The sequence below is a fragment of the Acinetobacter sp. GRABPA_MV_2 genome (genome assembly GCF_056725885.1).
Genome location: NZ_JBWZNA010000024.1, coordinates 12,552 through 32,559, shown reverse-complemented (window position 1 = coordinate 32,559; position 20,008 = coordinate 12,552). Strand labels below are relative to the sequence as shown.

The 20,008-nt window shown below is 39.0% G+C and carries 22 protein-coding genes; 12 read left to right on the top strand and 10 right to left on the bottom strand.

Annotated elements, in window-relative coordinates:
- The first annotated feature begins 53 nt into the window (after positions 1-53).
- The 5 genes from rpmH to mnmE all read left to right on the top strand — a co-directional run bounded on the left by rpmH (position 54) and on the right by mnmE (position 4,153).
- A complete protein-coding gene (gene rpmH / locus ACXM0J_RS16730) occupies positions 54-188 on the top strand; it encodes a 50S ribosomal protein L34 (protein WP_000831329.1) in 135 nt (44 codons plus the stop codon).
- Positions 189-217: 29 nt separating this feature from the next.
- Positions 218-610, top strand: coding sequence for a ribonuclease P protein component (gene rnpA / locus ACXM0J_RS16725; protein WP_005063921.1), 393 nt, complete (start codon positions 218-220; stop codon positions 608-610).
- A gap of 10 nt (positions 611-620) precedes the next feature.
- Positions 621-941, top strand: coding sequence for a membrane protein insertion efficiency factor YidD (gene yidD, locus ACXM0J_RS16720; protein WP_003656027.1), 321 nt, complete (start codon positions 621-623; stop codon positions 939-941).
- 5 nt (positions 942-946) lie between these two features.
- Positions 947-2,707 (top strand): membrane protein insertase YidC, encoded by a 1,761-nt coding sequence (gene yidC, locus ACXM0J_RS16715; RefSeq protein ID WP_069036319.1) that lies wholly within the window; start codon positions 947-949, stop codon positions 2,705-2,707.
- A 90-nt stretch (positions 2,708-2,797) separates the two neighbouring features.
- On the top strand, positions 2,798-4,153 hold the full coding sequence (gene mnmE, locus ACXM0J_RS16710) for a tRNA uridine-5-carboxymethylaminomethyl(34) synthesis GTPase MnmE (RefSeq protein ID WP_086265149.1): 1,356 nt from the start codon (positions 2,798-2,800) through the stop codon (positions 4,151-4,153).
- A gap of 48 nt (positions 4,154-4,201) precedes the next feature.
- Here mnmE and ACXM0J_RS16705 read toward each other — a convergent pair whose 3' ends face one another.
- The gene (locus ACXM0J_RS16705) at positions 4,202-4,465 is read right to left on the bottom strand and encodes a metal/formaldehyde-sensitive transcriptional repressor (RefSeq protein WP_002115414.1); all 264 of its coding nucleotides are present in this window, start codon (positions 4,463-4,465) and stop codon (positions 4,202-4,204) included.
- A gap of 42 nt (positions 4,466-4,507) precedes the next feature.
- Here ACXM0J_RS16705 and dmeF point away from each other — a divergent pair, with 42 nt between their 5' ends.
- Both dmeF and ACXM0J_RS16695 read left to right on the top strand, forming a co-directional pair.
- The gene (dmeF, locus tag ACXM0J_RS16700; RefSeq protein WP_086265148.1) at positions 4,508-5,485 is read left to right on the top strand and encodes a CDF family Co(II)/Ni(II) efflux transporter DmeF; all 978 of its coding nucleotides are present in this window, start codon (positions 4,508-4,510) and stop codon (positions 5,483-5,485) included.
- Between the two features lie 95 nt (positions 5,486-5,580).
- Entirely contained in the window at positions 5,581-6,279 is a 699-nt protein-coding gene (locus tag ACXM0J_RS16695) for a DsbC family protein (protein WP_086265147.1), read from the top strand.
- 53 nt (positions 6,280-6,332) lie between these two features.
- Here ACXM0J_RS16695 and ACXM0J_RS16690 read toward each other — a convergent pair whose 3' ends face one another.
- The 6 genes from ACXM0J_RS16690 to ACXM0J_RS16665 all read right to left on the bottom strand — a co-directional run bounded on the left by ACXM0J_RS16690 (position 6,333) and on the right by ACXM0J_RS16665 (position 11,775).
- On the bottom strand, positions 6,333-6,584 hold the full coding sequence (locus ACXM0J_RS16690) for a GlsB/YeaQ/YmgE family stress response membrane protein (protein WP_000269732.1): 252 nt from the start codon (positions 6,582-6,584) through the stop codon (positions 6,333-6,335).
- A gap of 172 nt (positions 6,585-6,756) precedes the next feature.
- Positions 6,757-7,284 (bottom strand): hypoxanthine phosphoribosyltransferase, encoded by a 528-nt coding sequence (gene hpt / locus ACXM0J_RS16685; RefSeq protein ID WP_086265146.1) that lies wholly within the window; start codon positions 7,282-7,284, stop codon positions 6,757-6,759.
- A gap of 214 nt (positions 7,285-7,498) precedes the next feature.
- Positions 7,499-8,824, bottom strand: a complete 1,326-nt coding sequence (guaD, locus tag ACXM0J_RS16680) for a guanine deaminase (RefSeq protein ID WP_086265145.1) — start codon at positions 8,822-8,824, stop codon at positions 7,499-7,501.
- Between the two features lie 56 nt (positions 8,825-8,880).
- Positions 8,881-9,936 carry an aromatic ring-hydroxylating oxygenase subunit alpha gene (locus tag ACXM0J_RS16675; protein ID WP_086265144.1) on the bottom strand — a complete coding sequence of 352 codons (1,056 nt, stop codon included), beginning with the start codon at positions 9,934-9,936 and terminating at the stop codon, positions 8,881-8,883.
- A gap of 291 nt (positions 9,937-10,227) precedes the next feature.
- Positions 10,228-11,388 carry a glutathionylspermidine synthase family protein gene (locus ACXM0J_RS16670; protein ID WP_086265143.1) on the bottom strand — a complete coding sequence of 387 codons (1,161 nt, stop codon included), beginning with the start codon at positions 11,386-11,388 and terminating at the stop codon, positions 10,228-10,230.
- Between the two features lie 21 nt (positions 11,389-11,409).
- Complete coding sequence (locus ACXM0J_RS16665; RefSeq protein WP_017481216.1) at positions 11,410-11,775, bottom strand: hypothetical protein; 366 nt, start codon at positions 11,773-11,775, stop codon at positions 11,410-11,412.
- A gap of 136 nt (positions 11,776-11,911) precedes the next feature.
- Between ACXM0J_RS16665 and ACXM0J_RS16660 the strand changes: the two genes are divergently transcribed.
- Entirely contained in the window at positions 11,912-12,535 is a 624-nt protein-coding gene (locus ACXM0J_RS16660; RefSeq protein WP_086265142.1) for a nucleotidyltransferase family protein, read from the top strand.
- Positions 12,536-12,586: 51 nt separating this feature from the next.
- On the opposite strand, the gene ACXM0J_RS16655 is transcribed toward ACXM0J_RS16660, so the two are convergent.
- Together ACXM0J_RS16655 and ACXM0J_RS16650 are read right to left on the bottom strand one after the other, a co-directional pair.
- On the bottom strand, positions 12,587-13,540 hold the full coding sequence (locus ACXM0J_RS16655; protein ID WP_086265141.1) for a TerC family protein: 954 nt from the start codon (positions 13,538-13,540) through the stop codon (positions 12,587-12,589).
- A gap of 316 nt (positions 13,541-13,856) precedes the next feature.
- Complete coding sequence (locus ACXM0J_RS16650) at positions 13,857-14,453, bottom strand: undecaprenyl-diphosphatase (RefSeq protein WP_086265140.1); 597 nt, start codon at positions 14,451-14,453, stop codon at positions 13,857-13,859.
- Between the two features lie 135 nt (positions 14,454-14,588).
- On the opposite strand from ACXM0J_RS16650, the gene ACXM0J_RS16645 reads away from it, so the two are divergent.
- On the top strand, positions 14,589-15,839 hold the full coding sequence (locus tag ACXM0J_RS16645) for a low temperature requirement protein A (protein WP_086265139.1): 1,251 nt from the start codon (positions 14,589-14,591) through the stop codon (positions 15,837-15,839).
- Between the two features lie 68 nt (positions 15,840-15,907).
- Here ACXM0J_RS16645 and mpl read toward each other — a convergent pair whose 3' ends face one another.
- The gene (gene mpl, locus ACXM0J_RS16640) at positions 15,908-17,281 is read right to left on the bottom strand and encodes a UDP-N-acetylmuramate:L-alanyl-gamma-D-glutamyl-meso-diaminopimelate ligase (protein WP_086265138.1); all 1,374 of its coding nucleotides are present in this window, start codon (positions 17,279-17,281) and stop codon (positions 15,908-15,910) included.
- Between the two features lie 240 nt (positions 17,282-17,521).
- Here mpl and ACXM0J_RS16635 point away from each other — a divergent pair, with 240 nt between their 5' ends.
- The 3 genes from ACXM0J_RS16635 to ACXM0J_RS16625 all read left to right on the top strand — a co-directional run bounded on the left by ACXM0J_RS16635 (position 17,522) and on the right by ACXM0J_RS16625 (position 19,711).
- The gene (locus ACXM0J_RS16635; protein ID WP_075384089.1) at positions 17,522-17,884 is read left to right on the top strand and encodes a DMT family protein; all 363 of its coding nucleotides are present in this window, start codon (positions 17,522-17,524) and stop codon (positions 17,882-17,884) included.
- Between the two features lie 183 nt (positions 17,885-18,067).
- Positions 18,068-18,580 (top strand): 5-(carboxyamino)imidazole ribonucleotide mutase, encoded by a 513-nt coding sequence (gene purE / locus ACXM0J_RS16630; RefSeq protein ID WP_000994663.1) that lies wholly within the window; start codon positions 18,068-18,070, stop codon positions 18,578-18,580.
- A gap of 9 nt (positions 18,581-18,589) precedes the next feature.
- A complete protein-coding gene (locus ACXM0J_RS16625; protein WP_086265137.1) occupies positions 18,590-19,711 on the top strand; it encodes a 5-(carboxyamino)imidazole ribonucleotide synthase in 1,122 nt (373 codons plus the stop codon).
- The last annotated feature ends 297 nt before the right edge of the window (positions 19,712-20,008 follow it).

The window sequence follows — 20,008 nt, the reverse complement described above, 5'->3', positions numbered from 1 at the left end:
TGCACAATAAAATCGCGGACCTTTATAGAAAGATCATTTTTGGGAGTTTCAATATGAAACGTACTTTCCAACCATCTGAATTAAAGCGTAAACGCGTTCATGGTTTCCGTGCTCGTATGGCAACTAAAGCTGGTCGTCAAGTATTAGCTCGTCGTCGTGCAAAAGGTCGTCATAGCTTAACTGTTTAATACTGTTACGCTGACCAGACTTGGGTGTGATGACACTTTACAGTTTTAGCACAGACGTGCGAATACGCTGTGCTGCAGATTATAAAAGTGTATTTGATGGTGCGCTTTTTAAAGTGCATCAACCCCATTTTTTATTTCTTGCAAAATTAACCGAACAGCCTAAAAGCCGTTTGGGTATTGTTGTTGCTAAGAAAAAAGTGCGCCGAGCGCATGAAAGAAATCGAATAAAACGTCTTGCTCGTGAGAGCTTTCGTCTACATCAGCCGAATTTTGGATCAGACATAGATGTTGTGGTGATGCCGAAAGTTGGTATAGAAACGATTACGAATGCTGAGCTATATCAACAATTAGATTTTGCTTGGCAAAAATTACAGCGCTTAGCAAAAAAACATTCTAAAGTTGGCACAACCTCGCAGAATTAAGAGATAGCCAATGGTCCGTTTTCTACGTTGGTTGATTCGACTGTATCAAATTGCGATTAGTCCGCTTCTTGGACCCCGTTGTCGTTATATCCCGACTTGTTCCCAATATGCGATAGAAGCATTGCAAACTCATGGTGCGATAAAAGGCGTTTGGTTATCTTCTAAACGGATTTGTCGTTGTCATCCGTGGGGAGGATCTGGATATGATCCGGTACCGCCAAAAGCAATTCGTTTTATTTCGTTTCATCAAATAGATTCTCAAACGCATCATGTTGCTGTACCCTTTCGTGATCGTTTACTGAAGCAAAATCTCTCTAACCATTTGGGGTAATAGATATGCAACAATGGGCCAGGTTTGCAATTCTCGGGGCCATGTTTGTCACCGCATATTTGCTCATTTTGGCTTGGCAAAAAGATTATGGAAATGCTGCAACTGCACCGCAACAACAAGCGGCAGCTGTAAGTTCGCATGAAGTATCTGCTGATTTGCCAAATGCTAAAAATGCAACAGTGGCTTCCGATGTGCCACAAGCAAATATTGCGCAGTCACAAACCACAGATGCAACTGCACCTGTGAATCAACAGCTTATTTCAGTACAAACTGACCTTTATCATCTTTGGATCAATCCAAAAGGTGGTGATATTGTTCGTATTGAATTACTCTCACACGACAAAAGCAAAGACAGCGATCAACCTTTTGTTATGCTTGAAAATGATGCCAAGCGTACATATGTTGCTCAATCTGGCTTAATTGGTTTGAATGGACCAGATAGTAGTCGTGGTGGTCGTCCATTATATGCTGTTGAAAAGACATCATATACTTTGGCTGATGCTAAAGGTGTACAGGACCAAAAGGGTCAATCTGAAAAAGTTTTAAACGTTCCAATGGTATTTAAAACACCTGAAGGCGTTGAAATCATTAAAACTTTTACCTTTACCCAGGGTCAATATCCAATTGTTGTAAAACATCAAGTGATTAACCGTAGCCAACAAAGCTGGCAAGGTCAGATGTTTGGACAATTAAAGCGTGATAATTCTGAAGATCCAGGTAAATCTTCTCAAGGTATTTTCACTCTAGGAACTTTCTTAGGTGGAGCTTGGGGAACGCCTGACGCACATTACAACAAGCTTAAATTTGCTAATTTCTCAGAAGAAAAAGTAAATACTGAAGCGAAAGGTGGATGGGTTGCGATTGTTCAGCATTATTTTGTAAGTGCTTGGATTCCTGGGAATCTTAAACTGACTCAAGCTAACGGTCAGCCTTATGTAGCTAAACTTGAATCTCGTCAGTCTGCGGATCAAATGAATATCATTGGTTTTACCTCACCAGTGATTAATGTTCCTGCTGGCACTTCAATGGAAGTTGATGCAAAACTTTATTCAGGTCCGAAAGTACAATCTGAATTAAAAGATTTAGCTGTTGGTTTAAATCAAACTGTTGATTATGGTTGGTTATGGCCAATTGCTAAGCTCTTGTTCTTAGGTCTTCAATTCTTCCATAGCATTGTGGGTAACTGGGGTTGGTCAATTATCTTACTTACTATTTTAGTAAAATTGATTTTGTGGCCTTTATCTTCAAAAAGTTATCGTTCTATGGCGAAAATGCGTGTGATTGCACCTGAAATGCAACGCATGAAAGAAGAGTTCGGTGAAGACCGTATGCGCTTCTCGCAAGAAATGATGGCTTTATACAAACGTGAACAAGTAAATCCACTTTCAGGTTGTTTACCGTTGTTGCTACAAATGCCAATTTTCCTTGCCTTGTACTGGGTACTTATGGAAAGTGTGGAATTACGTCATGCACCATGGTTAGGTTGGATTCAAGACTTGTCAGCAATGGATCCTTGGTTCATCTTGCCGTTAATCATGGGTGCTACCATGTTTGCGCAGCAAATGCTGAACCCGCAACCGGCTGACCCAATGCAGGCCAAAGTGTTCCGCATTATGCCGATTATGTTCACGGTATTTATGTTGTTCTTCCCAGCAGGTCTCGTACTGTACTGGATTGTGAACAACAGTATTACTATTTTACAGCAGTCGTTTATTAATAAGAGCGTTGAGAAAAGTCGTATCAATAAGACTGAATCAGCTTCTTAATCATTGAACTTTTGCTGAATAAATCCGCTTAAGATGGTAATCTTAGGCGGATTTTTCTTTGGCTGGATTTTAGGTTTTTAGGTGAATAATATGCAAAGTCAAACCACGATTGCTGCAATTGCAACGCCACCAGGGCGTGGTGGTGTGGGCGTGATTCGTCTATCGGGACCTAAAGCTTATGAAATTGCTCAAAACCTGACACAAAAAAACTTGCCTGAAGCACGTATGGCGGGATTCCGTAAGTTTTATGATGTTGATGGCAGCATTATGGATGAAGGGATTGTTCTATGTTTTCCCAATCCGCACTCTTTTACAGGTGAAGATGTTGTAGAGCTACAAGGTCACGGCGGTCCAGTCATCCAAAATGCCTTGCTTGGGCGTCTATTTGAGCTTGGCGCAATCGCTGCAAAAGCTGGTGAATTTTCCATGCGAGCTTTTGAAAATGGCAAGATGGACTTGGTACAAGCAGAAGCGATTGCCGATTTGATTGATGCGACTTCACAAGCTGCAGCACGCTCTGCCGTCCGTTCTTTACAAGGCGCTTTTTCAACAAAAATTAATACAGTTTTAGAAAAACTGATTCATTTACGCCTGCATGTTGAAGCCGCAATTGATTTTCCTGAAGAGGAAATCGATTTCTTGGCAGATGGCAAAATTTTAGCTTTACTTGAAGATGTTCAGCAGTCGGTACATGCTGTTCAAACCTCTGCACGACAAGGTCAATTATTACGTGAAGGTCTACAAGTCGTTATTGCTGGTAAACCAAATGCGGGTAAGTCGAGCTTGTTGAATGCGCTTGCTGGTGTTGAGCGTGCAATTGTGACTGATATTGCTGGTACAACTCGTGATGTTCTACATGAAAAAATTAGCTTAAATGGTCTACCAATCACTCTAACGGATACCGCAGGTCTTCGTGAAACAGGTGACATTGTTGAAAAAGAAGGGATTCGTAGAGCAATCAAAGAAATTGAACAAGCTGATTTGTTATTGCTGGTTTATGATTTAAATCAAGGCGATGACCCATTAAAACTCGCTCAAGAGTATTTTGCGGAACATATTGAACCGCGTCGTTTAATCTTAATTGGTAATAAATGCGATTTAACTGGTCAATTAGCTGAAATAAGCGATTTTCAAGGGTTCCGTCATATAACCGTTTCTGCAAAACAAGAGATGGGCGTACAAGGCCTCGTAGATGCGATTACAGCGCATGCAGGCTTTCACCCTGAGGAAGACACCTTTATTGCAAGAACACGTCATTTAGACGCAATGAAGCGCACACAGCTCTATCTTTCAGAAGCACGCGAGCAACTTGTTGTGTTTAACGCAGGTGAACTGGTTGCTGAGTCACTACGCCTTGCCCAAAATGCTTTAGGTGAAATTACAGGTGACTTTAGTGCCGATGACCTATTAGGCAAGATTTTTGGTTCATTCTGTATCGGAAAATAATTAAAAAATTCTGAATGATACACATGGCTGTGTCATTCAGTCATCTCGTTAGCCGTATCTTTTTAGAACCTTTAAAAACTCATCTAGCTCATTTTGATCAACTTGTGCGTCTTTGAGGACGTGGTGATGTAAATGCTGTTCCATTAATTCACTCATCAAACCGTTTATTGCCCCTTTAATTGCAGCAACTTGTTGTAGTATTTCTATGCATGAAATATCTGGCTGTTCAACAGCATGCTCAATGCTGTTGATTTGTCCTTTTAGTCGTTTTACACGATTAAGTATTTTTTTATCCTGACCAATGTGGCTCATCTGTGTTCTCTTGTATAATTCAATATACTGGTAGGGGGTATATTGGGTTTAAATATTATGCAGGATCATAGTGTATCACGTCATCATCAACATCAGTTTGATGAAGGAAATCCACTTGCACAAAAACGTATTTTGATTGCAGCGATTTTAACAGCATCAATGATGGTGTTAGAAATATTCAGTGGATGGTTTTTTAATTCAATGGCGCTTCTGGCTGATGGTTGGCATATGAGTTCTCATATGTTGGCTCTCGGTTTAGCCTACTTCGCTTATCGTGCAGCTCGTCATTATTCCAAAGATCGTCGGTTTAGTTTCGGAACTTGGAAAATCGAGATTTTAGCGGGTTATAGCAGTGCAATTTTGTTGATGATTGTCGCCATTTTTATGGCGTTTCAGTCGATACAACGTTTATTTAATCCAGTTGAAATTTTTTATAATGAAGCTATTCCGATTGCAATTTTAGGTTTGGTCATTAACTTGATTTGCGCATGGTTACTTCATGATGATGGACACCATCACCATCACCATCACCATCACGAGCATGATCATGGGCATCATCATCATGATTTAAACCAAAAAGCTGCATTTTTACATGTAGTTGCAGATGCAGTAACTTCTGTTTTTGCAATTATTGCGCTTTTCGCAGGTAAGTATTTCGGGTGGGATTTTTTAGACGCACTTTTAGGAATTTTAGGTGCTATTTTAGTTGCAAAATGGTCTTTGGGCTTAATGAAAGAGACAGGAAAAACCCTTCTAGATGCAGAGATGGATCATCCGGTAGTTGAAGAGATCCGTGAAGTAATTGCTGAGTTTCCTAAATATATTGAAATTACGGATATTCATGTCTGGAAAGTCGCGAAAGGTAAGTTTTCTTGTATTTTGGCACTCGAAACTGATGATATTTCTTTAACCGCAGATCAGATTCGCCATGCTTTATCCATTCATGATGAAATTGTGCATATATCGGTAGAAATTAATACTCTAAAACCTATTTATGTTCCACGTGAAACATTGGCATAAATGAGTGGAAGTTTGGTTATAACTCGGTAATCAGTTCTGTTTTAAAAAGCTGAACTGATTAAAATGATCTCCTCTCCTACCTATGAGTCAGTTTTATGCTTAAAAAATTAGGAATATTGGCGTTATTTAGCTTAACTACAAGTGTGAGTTTTGCTAATGTAGATACTGTTAGGGAAAATATTAAAAAACAATATCCTAATTTGAAAATTAGCAATATTCAGAAAACTGAAATGCCTGGGCTATATAGCGCTAATCTTGATCAGCAAATCATTTATGTTGGTGAAGATGGGCAACATATGTTTGTAGGCTCTATGATTCGGTTAAAAGACCTAAAGAACTTAACCAAAGATCTAGTTTTAGGACAGAACTCAATTGATTGGAAACAACTGCCTTTAAAAGATGCAATTAAAACAGTCAAAGGTAATGGCCAGCATGTTTTAGCAGTATTTTCTGATCCAAATTGTCCTTATTGTAAGCAGCTTGAACCTGAACTCGATAAGCTTAAAGATGTGACTATTTATACGTTCATCTATCCTTTAAAACCTCAGTCTATTGTGGTTTCTAGACAAGTTTGGTGTGCACCAAATCAATCTTACTCATGGAAAAAACTGATTCAGCAAGGTGTTAAACCAACAGTTACGAGCTGTGCAAACCCAATTGACCGTAATTTGGAATTAGGAAAAAAACTCGGCTTTAACGGCACTCCTACCCTAATTTTTGCGAATGGTTTCAAACTGGTTGGTGCACGATCTGCTGAAGAAATTCAGGCCGTATGGAAAGAGTTAGGTCTTTAAAATAAATTTAAAAAAAGCACCATAAGGTGCTTTTTTTATAAATGAATTAAAGTTTAGCTTTTTCGTGCAATCAAGTTGTAGATAAAAAGAATAATGACTGCACCAATCACGGATGCGATAAAGCCAGCAGCTGAGTTTTCGCCGTAAAGTCCAAGTAAGCGACCACCATAAGTGGCTAAAAGTGAACCTGCAATACCAATCAAGGTTGTTACGATGAAACCTGCTTTATCATCCCCAGGATGCAAAGCACGAGCGATTAAGCCAGCAAAGAAACCAACTACAATAGCGACAATAAGTGACCACATATTTGTTCTCCAGTTGTTTTTTTGATGAAGTTAATGATTTTGCTTCATATTCTATCGTGCGGTAGAGCTGTCTATTTTGTCTGTAGCAGATTGCGACTTTTTGTGTCCTTTTTGTTCAAATCTAAAGTTTTATATAAAAAAATAGCACCTTACGGTGCTATTTCTCTGAAATTTATAAACCAATTTCACCAATAAACGGTAAATGGCGATATTTCTGGTCATAGTCTAAACCGTAACCTACAATAAACTTGTCTTCAACTTCAAAACCTAAAAATTTCACTTCTAGATCAATTTCACGGCGTGATGGTTTACTCACTAATGTGCACAATTGAATCGAATTTGGCTCGCGAGTTTGCAACATTTCCATCACTTTGCTTAAGGTATTACCTGAGTCGATAATATCTTCAACAACCAATACATCTTTACCGCGAATTTCACCATCAAGATCTTTCAAGATTTTAACATCTCGACTTGAAGTCGTACCGCCGCCGTAACTAGACACTGTCATGAAGTCGAGTTCATGCGGTTTGGTAATTGTACGGCACAAGTCTGCCATGAAAATAACAGAACCACGAAGTAGTCCAATAAGGACCAATTCTTTATCACTATTTGCATAGTGAGCGTTAATTTGCTCGCCGAGGTCTTTGACTTTTGCTTGAATTTCTTCGGTTGAAATCATGATGCTCATTGCAACAGTCATGGCAGATTCCTACAAGATATAAAAGAAAAAATAAAAAAGGTGTTGACCTGCAACACCTCGAAAATCTGAGTTAATGGTAAAATTTTAAAGCAAAATGACGTTTCATGCACCCTTTGATGGCTGTGAAATTTTATCATTTTGCGGATTATGTCGATCATGCTTTAATGCAAGAGTACATATTCCAAATAATAACAAAAACTTAACGGCTCGGTTTTTATTGGACAGTTTCTTTTTGATAAGCACGGTTTCCATAAATATAAGTCGCCTCAATATTACGGTCATCACCTAAAGTGAATAATGCAAACAGTGAATCTTCAACAGATTTAGATTTAGACTGGCGAAGTTCCTGTAATGCTGTTGGCTTAAGATTTAGTACTACAAAGTCTGCTTCTTTACCGACATTGAAGTTACCTAACTGATCTTGCAAATCAAGTGCTTTTGCTCCACCTAAAGTTGCATGATAGAGCGCTTCATAAGCTGAAAGTTTATCGCCTTGTAATTGCTGAACCTTATAAGCCTCGTTAACAGTTTGCAGCAAACTAAATGATGTACCAGCACCGATATCTGTGCCTAAACCTACTTTCACTTGTTTTTCCCATGTTTTTTTCAATGGAAATAAACCACTGCCTAAGAACAAGTTTGACGTTGGACAAAATGCGATAGCCGATTGTGTATCATGCATACATTGCCATTCTTGATCTTCTAAGTGAACACAATGCGCAAATACAGAACGCTTACCAGTCAGGCCATAATGTTGATAAACATCTAAATAGCCTGCTTGTTCAGGAAATAAAGATTTCACCCAAGAGATTTCATCTTTGTTTTCACTTAAATGCGTATGGACATACACATCCGGAAATTCTTGTTTTAACTGCCCTGCTCTTTCTAATTGCTCAGGTGTAGAAGTCGGCGCAAATCGTGGCGTAATTGCATACAGAGCACGGCCTTTACCATGCCATTTTTCAATGAGCGCTTTAGTGTCGCTGTAAGCCGTTTCTGGCGTATCACAAAGTGCTTCAGGCGCATGGCGGTCCATGAGTACCTTACCAGCAATTAAACGCATCTGAACGTGTTCTGCGGCTTCAAATAAGGCATCCACAGACTCGGGGTGAACTGTACAGAAAACCAGTGCTGTGGTTGTACCATGTTTCAGTAGCTCTTGAACAAAGAACTGGGCAATTTCACTTGCATATGCTTTGTCCTGAAACTGGATTTCAGTTGGGAAAGTATAAGTATTGAGCCAACTTAAAAGTTGTTCACCATATGCTCCCACCATTTCGGTTTGCGGGAAGTGAATATGGGTATCAATAAAGCCGGGTACAATCAATTGTTCTGGATAATGTTGAATCTCAACTCCAGCAGGAAGATGCTGCTCTGCATCTTCCCATGCACCAAACCATTTGATTTTTCCATGTTCACTAATCAATACACCATCTTCCAAGTAACGCACTTGATTTGGAATATCAGTTGGCTCAGAGACAGTTTGCTGAATATCTAAAAAACGACCACGCACAACGGTGGTATTTGCGATCAATGACATGGAAAGCCTTTATATTTTCACTTTTTTCGATTGATTGTACCCCAGTTAGCCAATATTTAAACGGTATAACGTTTACTTAGTCCCCATTCAGCTAAAATCCGTCGATAAGTCGTTGATGAACGGTCTGCTTCAAAATGTGCTTCCATCATTAAATCTAGCGGTAGTTCTTCTGGCTTTTGTGATTCGACCATGTCTTGGTCTTCGGCAAAAATTTGGGCATTAAATGCATATACCTTTTCTAAATCGCCTGTTTGATCAAAGTTACGTGTTAATGGAACAAATAAACGAGTTTTATTATTTGAGATAGGACAACAGGCATTCAAAATTTTTAAGACCCCACCTTCTGGAAAATCGACAGTAAGTACGGCAGAAAATGGTGGATAAACCTCAAAAGTACGCTTCCACAAAAAACCTTCTGGTTCGAGATGTTTTAGTTCATGCGGATAATTACTGACATTACTGATATAGACCGTTTTTAAGCCATAGTTGGTACGTTCAGTGTGATATTTAGGGACGACAGGGTTATCACGATTCGCAAAGGCGTTGTGATGCACCCATGCAAAATGAGCGACATCAATAAACCCTTCAAGCTGACGACCACTAGAACCACCAATATCCACAAAAGGCGGTAAAATCGCTTGATGCTCTGCATCATCCCAAGTATCTAATACAGGAATATTGGCTTTAGCAATATCACGACCATGAATACTGGTCCAAATGAGACCATATCTTTGTACAACTGGAAATTTGGTCAGAGAAAAACGATCAGAAATTTTAGTTAGTTCGGGCTGAGCTGGTATTTGAGTACATTTCCCTTCAGTGTTATAGCGTAGACCATGATAAGGACACACAATCTCCTCACCATCCACCCAACCTTTGGTTAAAGGAACCCCACGATGTGGACAAATATCTCGAACTAGATGAATTTCCCCACTTTCTGTTTTGTAGAGTGCCATATTGACGTCTAGTAGCGTGACTCTTTGAGGTGCAGTAGAGACATCTTGAGTACGTGCGACGGGATACCAATGGTTCGATAAAATTTCCCAATCTTTTGCATCAAAACTGCTGTTACACGGCATGGCAAGGGGCGTTAAAGTTGGAATCGCATTCATGGCATCACTCTTAAAAAAATCAGGGCTCTCGCGAGCCCTTAAAATCTAGGCTTTTTTCTTTTTAGGAGATGCAAAGAGCTTGCCAATATTGTTTTTTAATTAAAGAAATAAGAATAAAAGTATTAAATTACATAAGATTAACTAATTATATTTTTGAATTTTTGTTCTAATTTAACTTTTAAAACTAAAGTTCATTATTCGCAATGCACTTACAATGCACTGATAGACTGCGTCGAAGGCACAATAAAAAAGCACTTTAAAAGTGCTTTTTTTAAAATTACTAGGCCTTTATTACTCAACAAAATAATGTGCTGCAAAGTGAGCATCATTACCAATAATGTCATAGCAATCTTCACGAATAGACATGCCTGCACATTGATGTCCAACCATCCATAAACCGAGTGTAGGCAGTTGTCCTGAAAATAATGGGGTATCTACCCATTTCTGTATGACATAACCGTATTTGTCATAGTCATCAAAATAAAAGCTACCAGAAGCCGCGCCTTGGTCATGGCCGTCTTGTAAAACTCGGATATTGGCCCCTTCCCTTGCCAAAATCGGCTTTTTCACCCATTTGCCAGACAAAGCTTGCTGCAGGTCATAGGTATGAGTTTCGACTAATAATGGATGGTTTGGATAACGCTTCCAAAGCTCAACCAGAATCGCTTTATTTGAAAGTAACATTTTCCAACCAGGTTCAATCCACTGTGTTCGTGGATGGATATATTGAGAAAAGGCTTCTTCCCAGATCCATTCCCATGGGTAGAGCTTAAATATGTTTTGAATGGGCTGATTATGCAGATCAACAAAATCTTGCCCGTTCCAGCCTATGTTTTCCATAGAAAGCTCGGAAACTTGTAGATGAGCTTGATAAGCGGTATCCATCAAATACTCTAAATTGCCCCAGTCTTCCCTTCCCGCTTCCTGACAAGCAGCAAAATGCACATGGCTACCACGCGGTAAAATTGTCTTCCAGCGTTTAATCAGATCTTCATGAATGCTATTAAACTGGTCTCGGTTCGCAATGCCTGAGACTTGTTCTATCCACAGCCACTGCGCTACAGACGCTTCTAGTAAGCCGGTAGGTGTGTCGGCGTTGTATTCCAGCATTTTGATATTTCGCCCATCGTAGGCGAAATCAAAGCGGCCATACAGCATCGGAGCATTTTGTTTCCATGAATGTTCAATATGGTTTATAGCTGTTTCTGGAATTTGAAAATAAGCAGGATAGTCACCCCGTTGAATGAGGTCTCCTACTACCGATAAACACATCTGATGCAGTTCATTTGCCGCATTTTCCAGTTGTTCAATCTGTTTAAGGGTAAACTCATAAGCAACTCCTTCAGACCAGTAAATTGAGCCATCGAGAGAAGGTAAATTGAAATAATCAAAACCAATATTCTGATGCTCCACTTGCCAGTCTGGTCGTGGAGTAAATATTTTTCTTTTCATATTAAGTGAATGCCTAAAGACTTAGCCGCCGAAAGAAAAACCGCTACGACCAAAACCACCACGAATTGGGGATGAAAAAGACGAACTTTTCGCTGTGCTTGAAATAACTGGTCGGCCTACACTCAAATTGCTGTAAGGATGTAAGGTATTACCGTGGTAAGAAACTTCTCGATTATTTTGATAATACGCAGGACCTAAATAGCGACTACCAACATAGCTAGAACCATGTCCACTTGAGCTATTTTCTTCTTCACATGTTTCATTATTCCAGTCGCGAGCACAGTCATATTGGTTGTTATATACATCTTGTACCAAAGGACCATCATTATGGCTACATGCTGTGAGTAATAGAGGGACAACGACAAGATTAATTTTTTTAGAACGCATGAGACTCCACACATTTTAATAAGTATGTTCGGCATAAAATACCGAATAGCTATTATCTATTATGTTTCTGATTAGGAAAGATAAATTTTAAGTTGGCATATGATATTGATCAGCGCTTTTAAAGTACAGAGCTTCTATGTACTATTACATGGTGGATGACTTTAGTATTTTTCCAAATATGACAAATATATATAATAATTATCAACAAGATTTTATTGATTTAGTGATGAAATCTCCTTGTTTATTAAAGATATTAGCTATGATTTCCGAATTGCATCCAAAAGTTTATTTAAGTGCTGGTGCTGTGAGAAATACTGTTTGGTCATATTTACATGGCAAAACTTATGATTTAAATACAAGTGATATGGATGTGATTTATTATAATGCTAATGAATATGATGATAGTTATCAAAAAGAATTGCAAAGTGATTTAAAAAGCAAATTTCCAAATCAAGATTGGGATGTTGTTAATCAGGCTTTGGTACATACATGGTACCGTAAAGATAATGGTGAAAAAATTCAACCATTAACTTCGATTGAGGAAGCATTATCATTATGGTCAGAAACAGCAACAGCTGTAGCAATACGTTTCGACACTTTCGGTAATTTAGAAATAATTGCACCTTTTGGCTTATCAGATTTATTTGAATTGAATCTACGTTGGAATTCAGCTCTAGTTAGTTATCAGACTTTCAAAAATCGTGTAGAAAGCAAAAATTGGTTACAACAATGGCCAAAATTAAAAATAGTCAATTCCTAATTTAAAAAGGGCTTTCTATGAAAGCCCTTTAATATTATGTAAGTAAAGATTCTATGAGATTCGTCGCTTATTATGACGTAAAGAAAGGTAAGCAGTGATTGCTAACACTATTACAATAAAGCTTAACGAGATCCAGATTGGCATGTGGAATACATCAAGCAACAACATTTTTGCACCAATGAACAATAAGATGATGCCTAAGCCGTATGGCAGGTAATGCAATTTAGTTGCAGCGCCAGCAAGTAAAAAGAACATTGCGCGTAAACCTAAAATTGCCATTAAGTTCGCCGTTAAAACAATAAACGGATCGCTAGTTACCGCGAAAATAGCAGGAATAGAATCTACTGCGAAAATCACGTCTGAAGCTTCAACCAAAATCAAAACTAGAAATAACGGCGTTGCCCACAATAAACCATTTTGACGTACAAAGAATTTGTCACCTTCAAGCTGTGGTGTAATACGCATATGGTTACGTAACCATTTTAAGAGTTTGATATCTTCAATATTGGTTTCTTCTTCTTGGCCTTTTAAGAACTTAAAGCCTGTATATACCAAGAACGCACCGAAGATATAAAGTACCCAAGAAAACTCTTGAACGAACCATGCACCAATAAAAATAAAGAGGGTACGCAGTACGATTGCGCCTAATACGCCGTAGAGCAAAATTTTACGTTGTAGTGCAGCTGGAATAGCAAACGCTGCGAAAATCATTAACCAAACGAAAACGTTGTCAATTGCGAGGGACTTTTCGAGTAAGTAACCTGCAAAGTATTCCATGGTTTTTTGGTTTGCTAAGGTCACCCCAACCGTTTGTTGTAGGTAAAGCCATAAACCACCACCAAATAAGGCTGCGACGCTTACCCACGCCACACTCCAGTAAGCAGCTTGCTTAATTGAGACATCCTGACCTTGCTTTTGCTTAAAGCCTAAAAAGTCAATCAGGAGCATGACAATGACTATGCCAAAGAATGCTACATACAGCCATAAATTGCCGATAGTTTCCATAAATCCTCCATACATCCGGCAATTGGGCATAAAAAAACCTCGACCAGTTGCCAGATGAATTAAACATCTGTTTCAACATGATCAAGGTCTTGCCTACATCATGAATTTCACGATGCTCAGATACCGACTTTTTAATAAAAGCGTATTGACGATATCTGACACATAACATTGCTGTTATGTTTGGAGGAGGCTACTCCCCTTGTCAAACTAAATTCTGTTTTGGATAAAACATATCCAAGTCCACATAGAATGGCAGATTTTTTTGTATTACGCAACTGAACTGAATGTTGTGGTGTGAACGCAAAAAGATCTAGAGCTATTTAATCAAGCCGCGATCTAAAAGCGGTTTGCAGATAATCTGGTAAATATGAATAAAGAATGCGGTGAAACTTGTGCCGTAAGCATTCCAGAAGTAATAACCTGCTGTATTGACTAGTAGTGCGACAATAAAAGCCCCTAACATGTCTAAAGGGAAATGCACACCTAAATAAATACGTGACCACGCCACTACAAATGACAAAAATAAAAGGATGATGCCAATTATTTTGCGCTGAGCAAACAAATAAGACAGAGCAATAGTGCTGAAAATCAGCATGTGATTACTTGGAAAAGATGCCGTTGGTGCATGTTCAATAAACGTAGTACCCACACCCATTACAAACGGTCTGGAGTGATGGTAAAACAGAGAAATAACATAACCGACTAAAAGCGAAACACAGGTTAAAAAGACAGATTTAATAACCCTATTTTTTAAATCTTGATCGCCATAAAACCATAAAAATGTAAGGATGAATAAAAGAATATAGAGGAGATCATTAGCGAAAAAGATAGCAAGACGAATGATAAATTGACTCGCATCCTGAGCCCCATTAATCACATGGAATAAGCTAAGGTTGAGTGTTTCTAAAGACATTCATATTCCAAACACGAACAAAAACGTGAGCTATGATAAAGAATTAAGCTTAAGGTCTTGATAAAGAATTGTCATAAAAATGAAATATAGCTCGTTTGTGAGTAAAGATTAAACAGCAGGTCTAGATAATTTTTAATGCGTGTTCTGGCCGTTAATATTAAAGTGTTAACGTGTTGGCACTTTATTCGAGAACGTTATTTTATGACTACTCAAGAAAAACAGAAAAAATTAAGTTTGAGGCCTTTATCTCCAAGAGATCCAAAACAGCTGCATAGAGCAGCAACTCCCCTCGAATTATTGTTCGATTTAATTTTTGTGGTCGCGATTGCAACAGCAGGTCAGCAGTTACATCATGCAATTATTGAAAATCACCTCTGGCATGCGCTGCCAAGTTATTTGATGGTATTTTTTGCGCTGTGGTGGGCATGGATGAATTTTTCATGGTTTGCCTCGGCTTACGATAACGATGATGCATTGTATCGATGCCTTACCTTTGTACAGATTGTAGGTTCATTGGTGATGGCAGCGGGTATCCCTGATGTATTTCGTAGTCAGGATTTTGATGTAATCATTATTGGTTATGTGATCATGCGAATGGCCTTAGTAACTCAGTGGCTCCGAGCTGCAAAACATGACCCAGAAAGGCGTATTACAGCTTACCGCTATGCTGTAGGCATTGTCTTGGTTCAGGTAGGTTGGTTAGTTGCTAATTTTGCACACATACTTTCTATTCCTCTATTTTTATTTTTAGCAGTGATGGAGCTATTTATTCCTATTTATGCAGAAAAATATAATCCAACGCCGTGGCATCCTCATCATATTGTAGAACGTTATGCCTTACTCACAATTATTGTGTTGGGTGAGTCGATTGTCGGTAGTTTTAATGCCATACGTGATGCTTTAGCCGCTCAGTCAATGAATATCCCTGCCATTTTCTTGATGGTCGGTGGATTGATGTTGATGTTCGCAATGTGGTGGGCTTATTTTGATCGTAGTGAGCAACACCATCATGTAAAAGGTGTACGCCCATTTATTTGGGGATACGGTCATTATTTTGTTTTTGTCAGTATTGCTGCGGTAGGTGCTGCGCTTGCTGCTGCCGTTGATGTTACAACTCATCATGCACATATTTCTGATTTATACATGGGAATAGTCGTTGCGGTGAGTGTAGTGCTTTATACCACCTGTATTTGGATACTTTATGAGTTTCAGTGTTTATCTGGAATCACGAAATGGTTTTATCCAATCACAGCGTTCATTATTTTATGTATTCCGTTTATTTGTAATAACGTGGGATATAGCGTTTTTGCGATGGGCATTGTCTATAGTTTACGTTTAATGGTTTCCAATAAATTTATGGCCAATATAGAGCCAGAAAAGGTTTAAAAGTCACTGATATAAAAAACGGGTTTCAATTTGAAACCCATTTTTTATTGAATCATCTAAAGCGGAAGTTAAGCAGCTTTTGCTTTTAATGCGCTCATTAATTTTTGATGTAAGCCACCAAAGCCACCATTAGACATAATCACAACGGCATCGCCCTCACCTGCTTCATTGACAATACGCTCAATAATTTCATCAAGTGAACGGCTCACTTGAGCATGGTTAGAAGCAGCTTCAATCACTGGTTGTAAATCCCAATCTAAGCCTTCTGGCTGATACCAGATGACTTCGTCTGCTAAGCGTGCTGAGTGTGCTAAGCCATCTTTATGACTGCCCATACGCATGGTGTTTGAACGTGGTTCAATAATGGCCCATAAACGGCGTTCGCCTAAGCGTTTGCGTGCGCCATCTAAAGTTGTGTCAATTGCTGTTGGATGGTGAGCGAAGTCATCATAGACTTCAATACCATTGACTGTGCCTAACAACTCCATACGACGTTTTACACCGCCAAAGTTAGACAAAGCTTCACAAGCTTGTTCAAGGGTAACACCTACATGTTGAGCGGCTGCAATCGTTGCCAAAGCATTCGCTACGCTATGTTGACCAGTCATGCTCCACTTCACTTCGCCAACGACATTGCCATTTTCGAGTACTTTAAAATGGCTGCCATCAATTGAAATTAGTTCGGCAGATAAAGCTGCTTTTTCATTCACTTCTAAACTTGTACGAATGACTGGTGTCCAGCAACCCATTTCAAGCACTTCATCAATATGAGTTTCAGTAATTGGCGCAATAATGCGGCCTTCACTTGGAATGGTACGCACAAGATGATGGAACTGTTTTTGAATCGCTGCTAGGTCATCAAAAATATCGGCATGGTCAAATTCAAGGTTATTTAAAATCGCCGTTTTTGGATGATAATGAACAAACTTAGAACGCTTATCAAAAAAAGCAGAGTCATATTCATCGGCTTCAACGCAGAAGTATTTTCCACCGCCTAAACGAGCACTTTCACTAAAACCAAGTGGAACACCACCAATTAAAAAGCCCGGATTTAAACCAGCCTGATCAAGTACCCAAGCCAACATGGTTGTAGTTGTTGTTTTTCCGTGAGTACCTGCTACACCAAGTACATGTTTACCTTGTAAAACATGATCGGCAAGGAACTGTGGACCAGAAATATATGGCAAGCCTTCGTTCAGCATATATTCCACAGCATCAATACCACGTTTCATGGCATTGCCGACAATAACCAAGTCCGGATGAGGCTGTAAATGACTACGATCATAGCCTTGCATGAGTGTAATGCCTGCATTTTCTAACTGGGTAGACATCGGTGGGTAAACGTTTAAATCGGAACCAGTTACCTTATGTCCTAAATCACGAGCCAAAAGTGCTAAAGAGCCCATAAAAGTGCCACAAATACCCAAGATATGCAGATGCATTGCTCGCCTTCTCCACTGCTTTTGTACACAACATTAAAATGAATTGCTGTGTGTGCATTATTGATAAATTTGCCAGCAACGATAGCAAGGCTAAACTCGAAAAGATAGTCAAAAATCGTTGTTGTTCTATGTGTTTGAGGCCCTGATAAAACTACAGCTTTATTTTTTGGATTTAAGCTGAATTACAGTTTTATCTTTTATAATATTTTGTATCGTTAAAATACTTAAATCATCGTGATGATGAAGGATGTGCCTTTGAGCCCAACGGTTTTAGCTTTTACGCTATTAATTATTTCTAACTGCTTTATGACACTTGCATGGTATGGGCATCTTAAATTTTTGCACCATGCCCCATTGTGGCAAGCAATTCTATTCGGGTGGATTATTGCCTTACTTGAATATAGTTTTATGATCCCTGCCACTCGTATGCTAAGCGCACAAGGCTGGTTACTCGGTGAAATGAAGATCACTCAGGAAGTGGTTACCCTAGTTGTGTTTGTGCCATTTATGATTTTCTTGTTTAAGCAACCCTTTAAACTCGATTACTTATGGGCAATGTTATGCCTATTTGGTTGTGTTTATTTCGTATTTAGAAGCCAGTAAAAATTAATCAAAATCTTGTTTTCAGATAGATCGTTGTTAAATCCATCGGATTCATGCTTTTTCCTCATAAACTTGGGCTTTGGGGTGAGTGAAAAAACAGCTATAATATTGGCCTCATCTTTTTCTCTCATGCTTGGCTTGGTACAAGTCGAGTTTTACCATTTTTACGCTTTGGAAATGCCAATGAACGCGGTCGCAACAGATACCCAACCTTTAGTCGGAATTATCATGGGTTCCCAGTCCGATTGGGCAACGCTTGAACATACTGCCAATATGCTTAAACAGCTTGGTGTCCCATTTGAAGCGGAAGTGGTATCTGCTCATCGTACTCCAGACCGTTTATTTGAATATGCAGAAACTGCGCGTGATCGCGGTATTCAAGTGATTATTGCAGGCGCTGGTGGTGCTGCGCACTTACCAGGTATGTGTGCCGCAAAAACTGACTTACCTGTGTTGGGTGTACCAGTTAAATCATCCATTTTAAATGGTGTAGATTCATTACTTTCAATCGTACAAATGCCAGCAGGTATCGCAGTGGGTACTTTAGCGATTGGTCCAGCTGGTGCGACCAATGCTGCGATTATGGCTGCACAAATCTTAGGTTTAACGCGTCCAGAAATCGCAAAAAATGTTGCTGATTTCCGTGCTGCGCAAACTGATAAAGTTGCAAGCAACAATATTCCGGGTCAGGTGTAAGAGGCTGAAATGGATAAAACTATCGGTATTTTTGGTGGTGGGCAATTGGGCCGTATGATGGCGCAAGCAGCTTTACCATTAAATATTCAATGTACTTTTTTTGAAGCAAATACAGATTGTCCAGCAGGTGTTTTAGGCCAAGTTTTTTCTAGTCAAGATGAGCAAGGTTTAAAGCAGTTTATTGAAAGTGCTGATGTTTTCAGTCTTGAGTTTGAAAATACGCCAGTTGAAGATGTTGATGTTTTGACACAAACCAAAACATTGCACCCTCCCCGTGTTGCTTTAGCAACTGCGCAAAATCGTTTGTCAGAAAAAGCATTATTTGATGAGCTTACTATTCCTGTTGTGCCGTATCGTGCTGTAGATAGCTTAGAAAGCTTGAAAAAGGCTGTGGCTGAGCTTGGTTTACCGATCGTGCTTAAGACTGCAACTGGCGGATATGACGGCAAAGGCCAGTTTGTACTTCGTTCAGAAGACCAGATTGATACTGCTTGGGCTGAGCTTGGTCCTGCAAAAAGTCTAGTTGCCGAAAGCTTTGTTAAATTCTCACGCGAAGTTTCAATTATTGCAGTGCGTGGCCAAAATGGTGAAGTAAAAACTTGGCCTCTGGCTGAAAACCATCATCATAATGGTATTTTATCGCATTCAATTGTTCCTGCACCGAATAGTGAAGCTTTGCAACCCGTTGCTCAAGACTACATTACTCGTTTGTTGAATCACCTTAACTATGTTGGTGTGCTGACTCTAGAGCTATTTGTAACAGAACAAGGTTTGTGTGCAAATGAGATGGCACCGCGTGTGCATAACTCAGGCCACTGGTCAATTGAAGGCGCGGTTTGTTCTCAGTTTGAAAACCATATTCGAGCTGTTGCAGGTCTTCCATTAGGTTCAACAGACGTTGTTCGTCCAACGGTCATGATCAATATCATCGGTCAGCATCCTAAAACTGAAGATGTACTTGCCTTAAATGGTGCTCATCTACATCTTTATAACAAGTCTGAACGTGCTGGCCGCAAATTAGGCCATATCACTTTAATGCCTGTGGATAGTAATGAATTGACGAATTTATGCCGTCAATTGGCAGAAATTTTGCCAGAACCACTCGCTTTAAAGGCAGATATGACCCTCTAAAAGTATATTTAATACTCTAAAAAGCGATCTTCAGATCGCTTTTTTTATCTTTTAAATTTAAAAAATAATAGAACATGCATATTTTATGTTTGTGGATAACTCTGATTTAAACTTTTGAATTTAAAAAAGCTACTGTAATTTGAATTTAAAACTATAAATGACTGTTTTGGGGCTTTTGAATTTAAAATTAGTTATCCACAAAAGTATTTTTAAATTTAAATGATAGGGTTGGATGTGCCTTTTTAAATTCAAAAATAGAAGTCTATTGGTATGGGGTTTTGAATTTAAAATTTTTGG

Excerpts from the sequence above, each read along its gene's own strand:
- rpmH (WP_000831329.1), top strand. The coding sequence starts at position 54 with ATGAAACGTACTTTCCAACCATCTGAATTAAAGCGTAAACGCGTTCAT.
- rnpA (WP_005063921.1), top strand. The coding sequence starts at position 218 with ATGACACTTTACAGTTTTAGCACAGACGTGCGAATACGCTGTGCTGCA.
- yidD (WP_003656027.1), top strand. The coding sequence starts at position 621 with ATGGTCCGTTTTCTACGTTGGTTGATTCGACTGTATCAAATTGCGATT.
- yidC (WP_069036319.1), top strand. The coding sequence starts at position 947 with ATGCAACAATGGGCCAGGTTTGCAATTCTCGGGGCCATGTTTGTCACC.
- mnmE (WP_086265149.1), top strand. The coding sequence starts at position 2,798 with ATGCAAAGTCAAACCACGATTGCTGCAATTGCAACGCCACCAGGGCGT.
- ACXM0J_RS16705 (WP_002115414.1), bottom strand. The coding sequence starts at position 4,465 with ATGAGCCACATTGGTCAGGATAAAAAAATACTTAATCGTGTAAAACGA.
- ACXM0J_RS16695 (WP_086265147.1), top strand. The coding sequence starts at position 5,581 with ATGCTTAAAAAATTAGGAATATTGGCGTTATTTAGCTTAACTACAAGT.
- ACXM0J_RS16690 (WP_000269732.1), bottom strand. The coding sequence starts at position 6,584 with ATGTGGTCACTTATTGTCGCTATTGTAGTTGGTTTCTTTGCTGGCTTA.
- hpt (WP_086265146.1), bottom strand. The coding sequence starts at position 7,284 with ATGACTGTTGCAATGAGCATCATGATTTCAACCGAAGAAATTCAAGCA.
- guaD (WP_086265145.1), bottom strand. The coding sequence starts at position 8,824 with ATGTCATTGATCGCAAATACCACCGTTGTGCGTGGTCGTTTTTTAGAT.
- ACXM0J_RS16675 (WP_086265144.1), bottom strand. The coding sequence starts at position 9,936 with ATGAATGCGATTCCAACTTTAACGCCCCTTGCCATGCCGTGTAACAGC.
- ACXM0J_RS16670 (WP_086265143.1), bottom strand. The coding sequence starts at position 11,388 with ATGAAAAGAAAAATATTTACTCCACGACCAGACTGGCAAGTGGAGCAT.
- ACXM0J_RS16665 (WP_017481216.1), bottom strand. The coding sequence starts at position 11,775 with ATGCGTTCTAAAAAAATTAATCTTGTCGTTGTCCCTCTATTACTCACA.
- ACXM0J_RS16660 (WP_086265142.1), top strand. The coding sequence starts at position 11,912 with ATGTACTATTACATGGTGGATGACTTTAGTATTTTTCCAAATATGACA.
- ACXM0J_RS16655 (WP_086265141.1), bottom strand. The coding sequence starts at position 13,540 with ATGGAAACTATCGGCAATTTATGGCTGTATGTAGCATTCTTTGGCATA.
- ACXM0J_RS16650 (WP_086265140.1), bottom strand. The coding sequence starts at position 14,453 with ATGTCTTTAGAAACACTCAACCTTAGCTTATTCCATGTGATTAATGGG.
- ACXM0J_RS16645 (WP_086265139.1), top strand. The coding sequence starts at position 14,589 with ATGCGTGTTCTGGCCGTTAATATTAAAGTGTTAACGTGTTGGCACTTT.
- mpl (WP_086265138.1), bottom strand. The coding sequence starts at position 17,281 with ATGCATCTGCATATCTTGGGTATTTGTGGCACTTTTATGGGCTCTTTA.
- ACXM0J_RS16635 (WP_075384089.1), top strand. The coding sequence starts at position 17,522 with ATGAAGGATGTGCCTTTGAGCCCAACGGTTTTAGCTTTTACGCTATTA.
- purE (WP_000994663.1), top strand. The coding sequence starts at position 18,068 with ATGAACGCGGTCGCAACAGATACCCAACCTTTAGTCGGAATTATCATG.
- ACXM0J_RS16625 (WP_086265137.1), top strand. The coding sequence starts at position 18,590 with ATGGATAAAACTATCGGTATTTTTGGTGGTGGGCAATTGGGCCGTATG.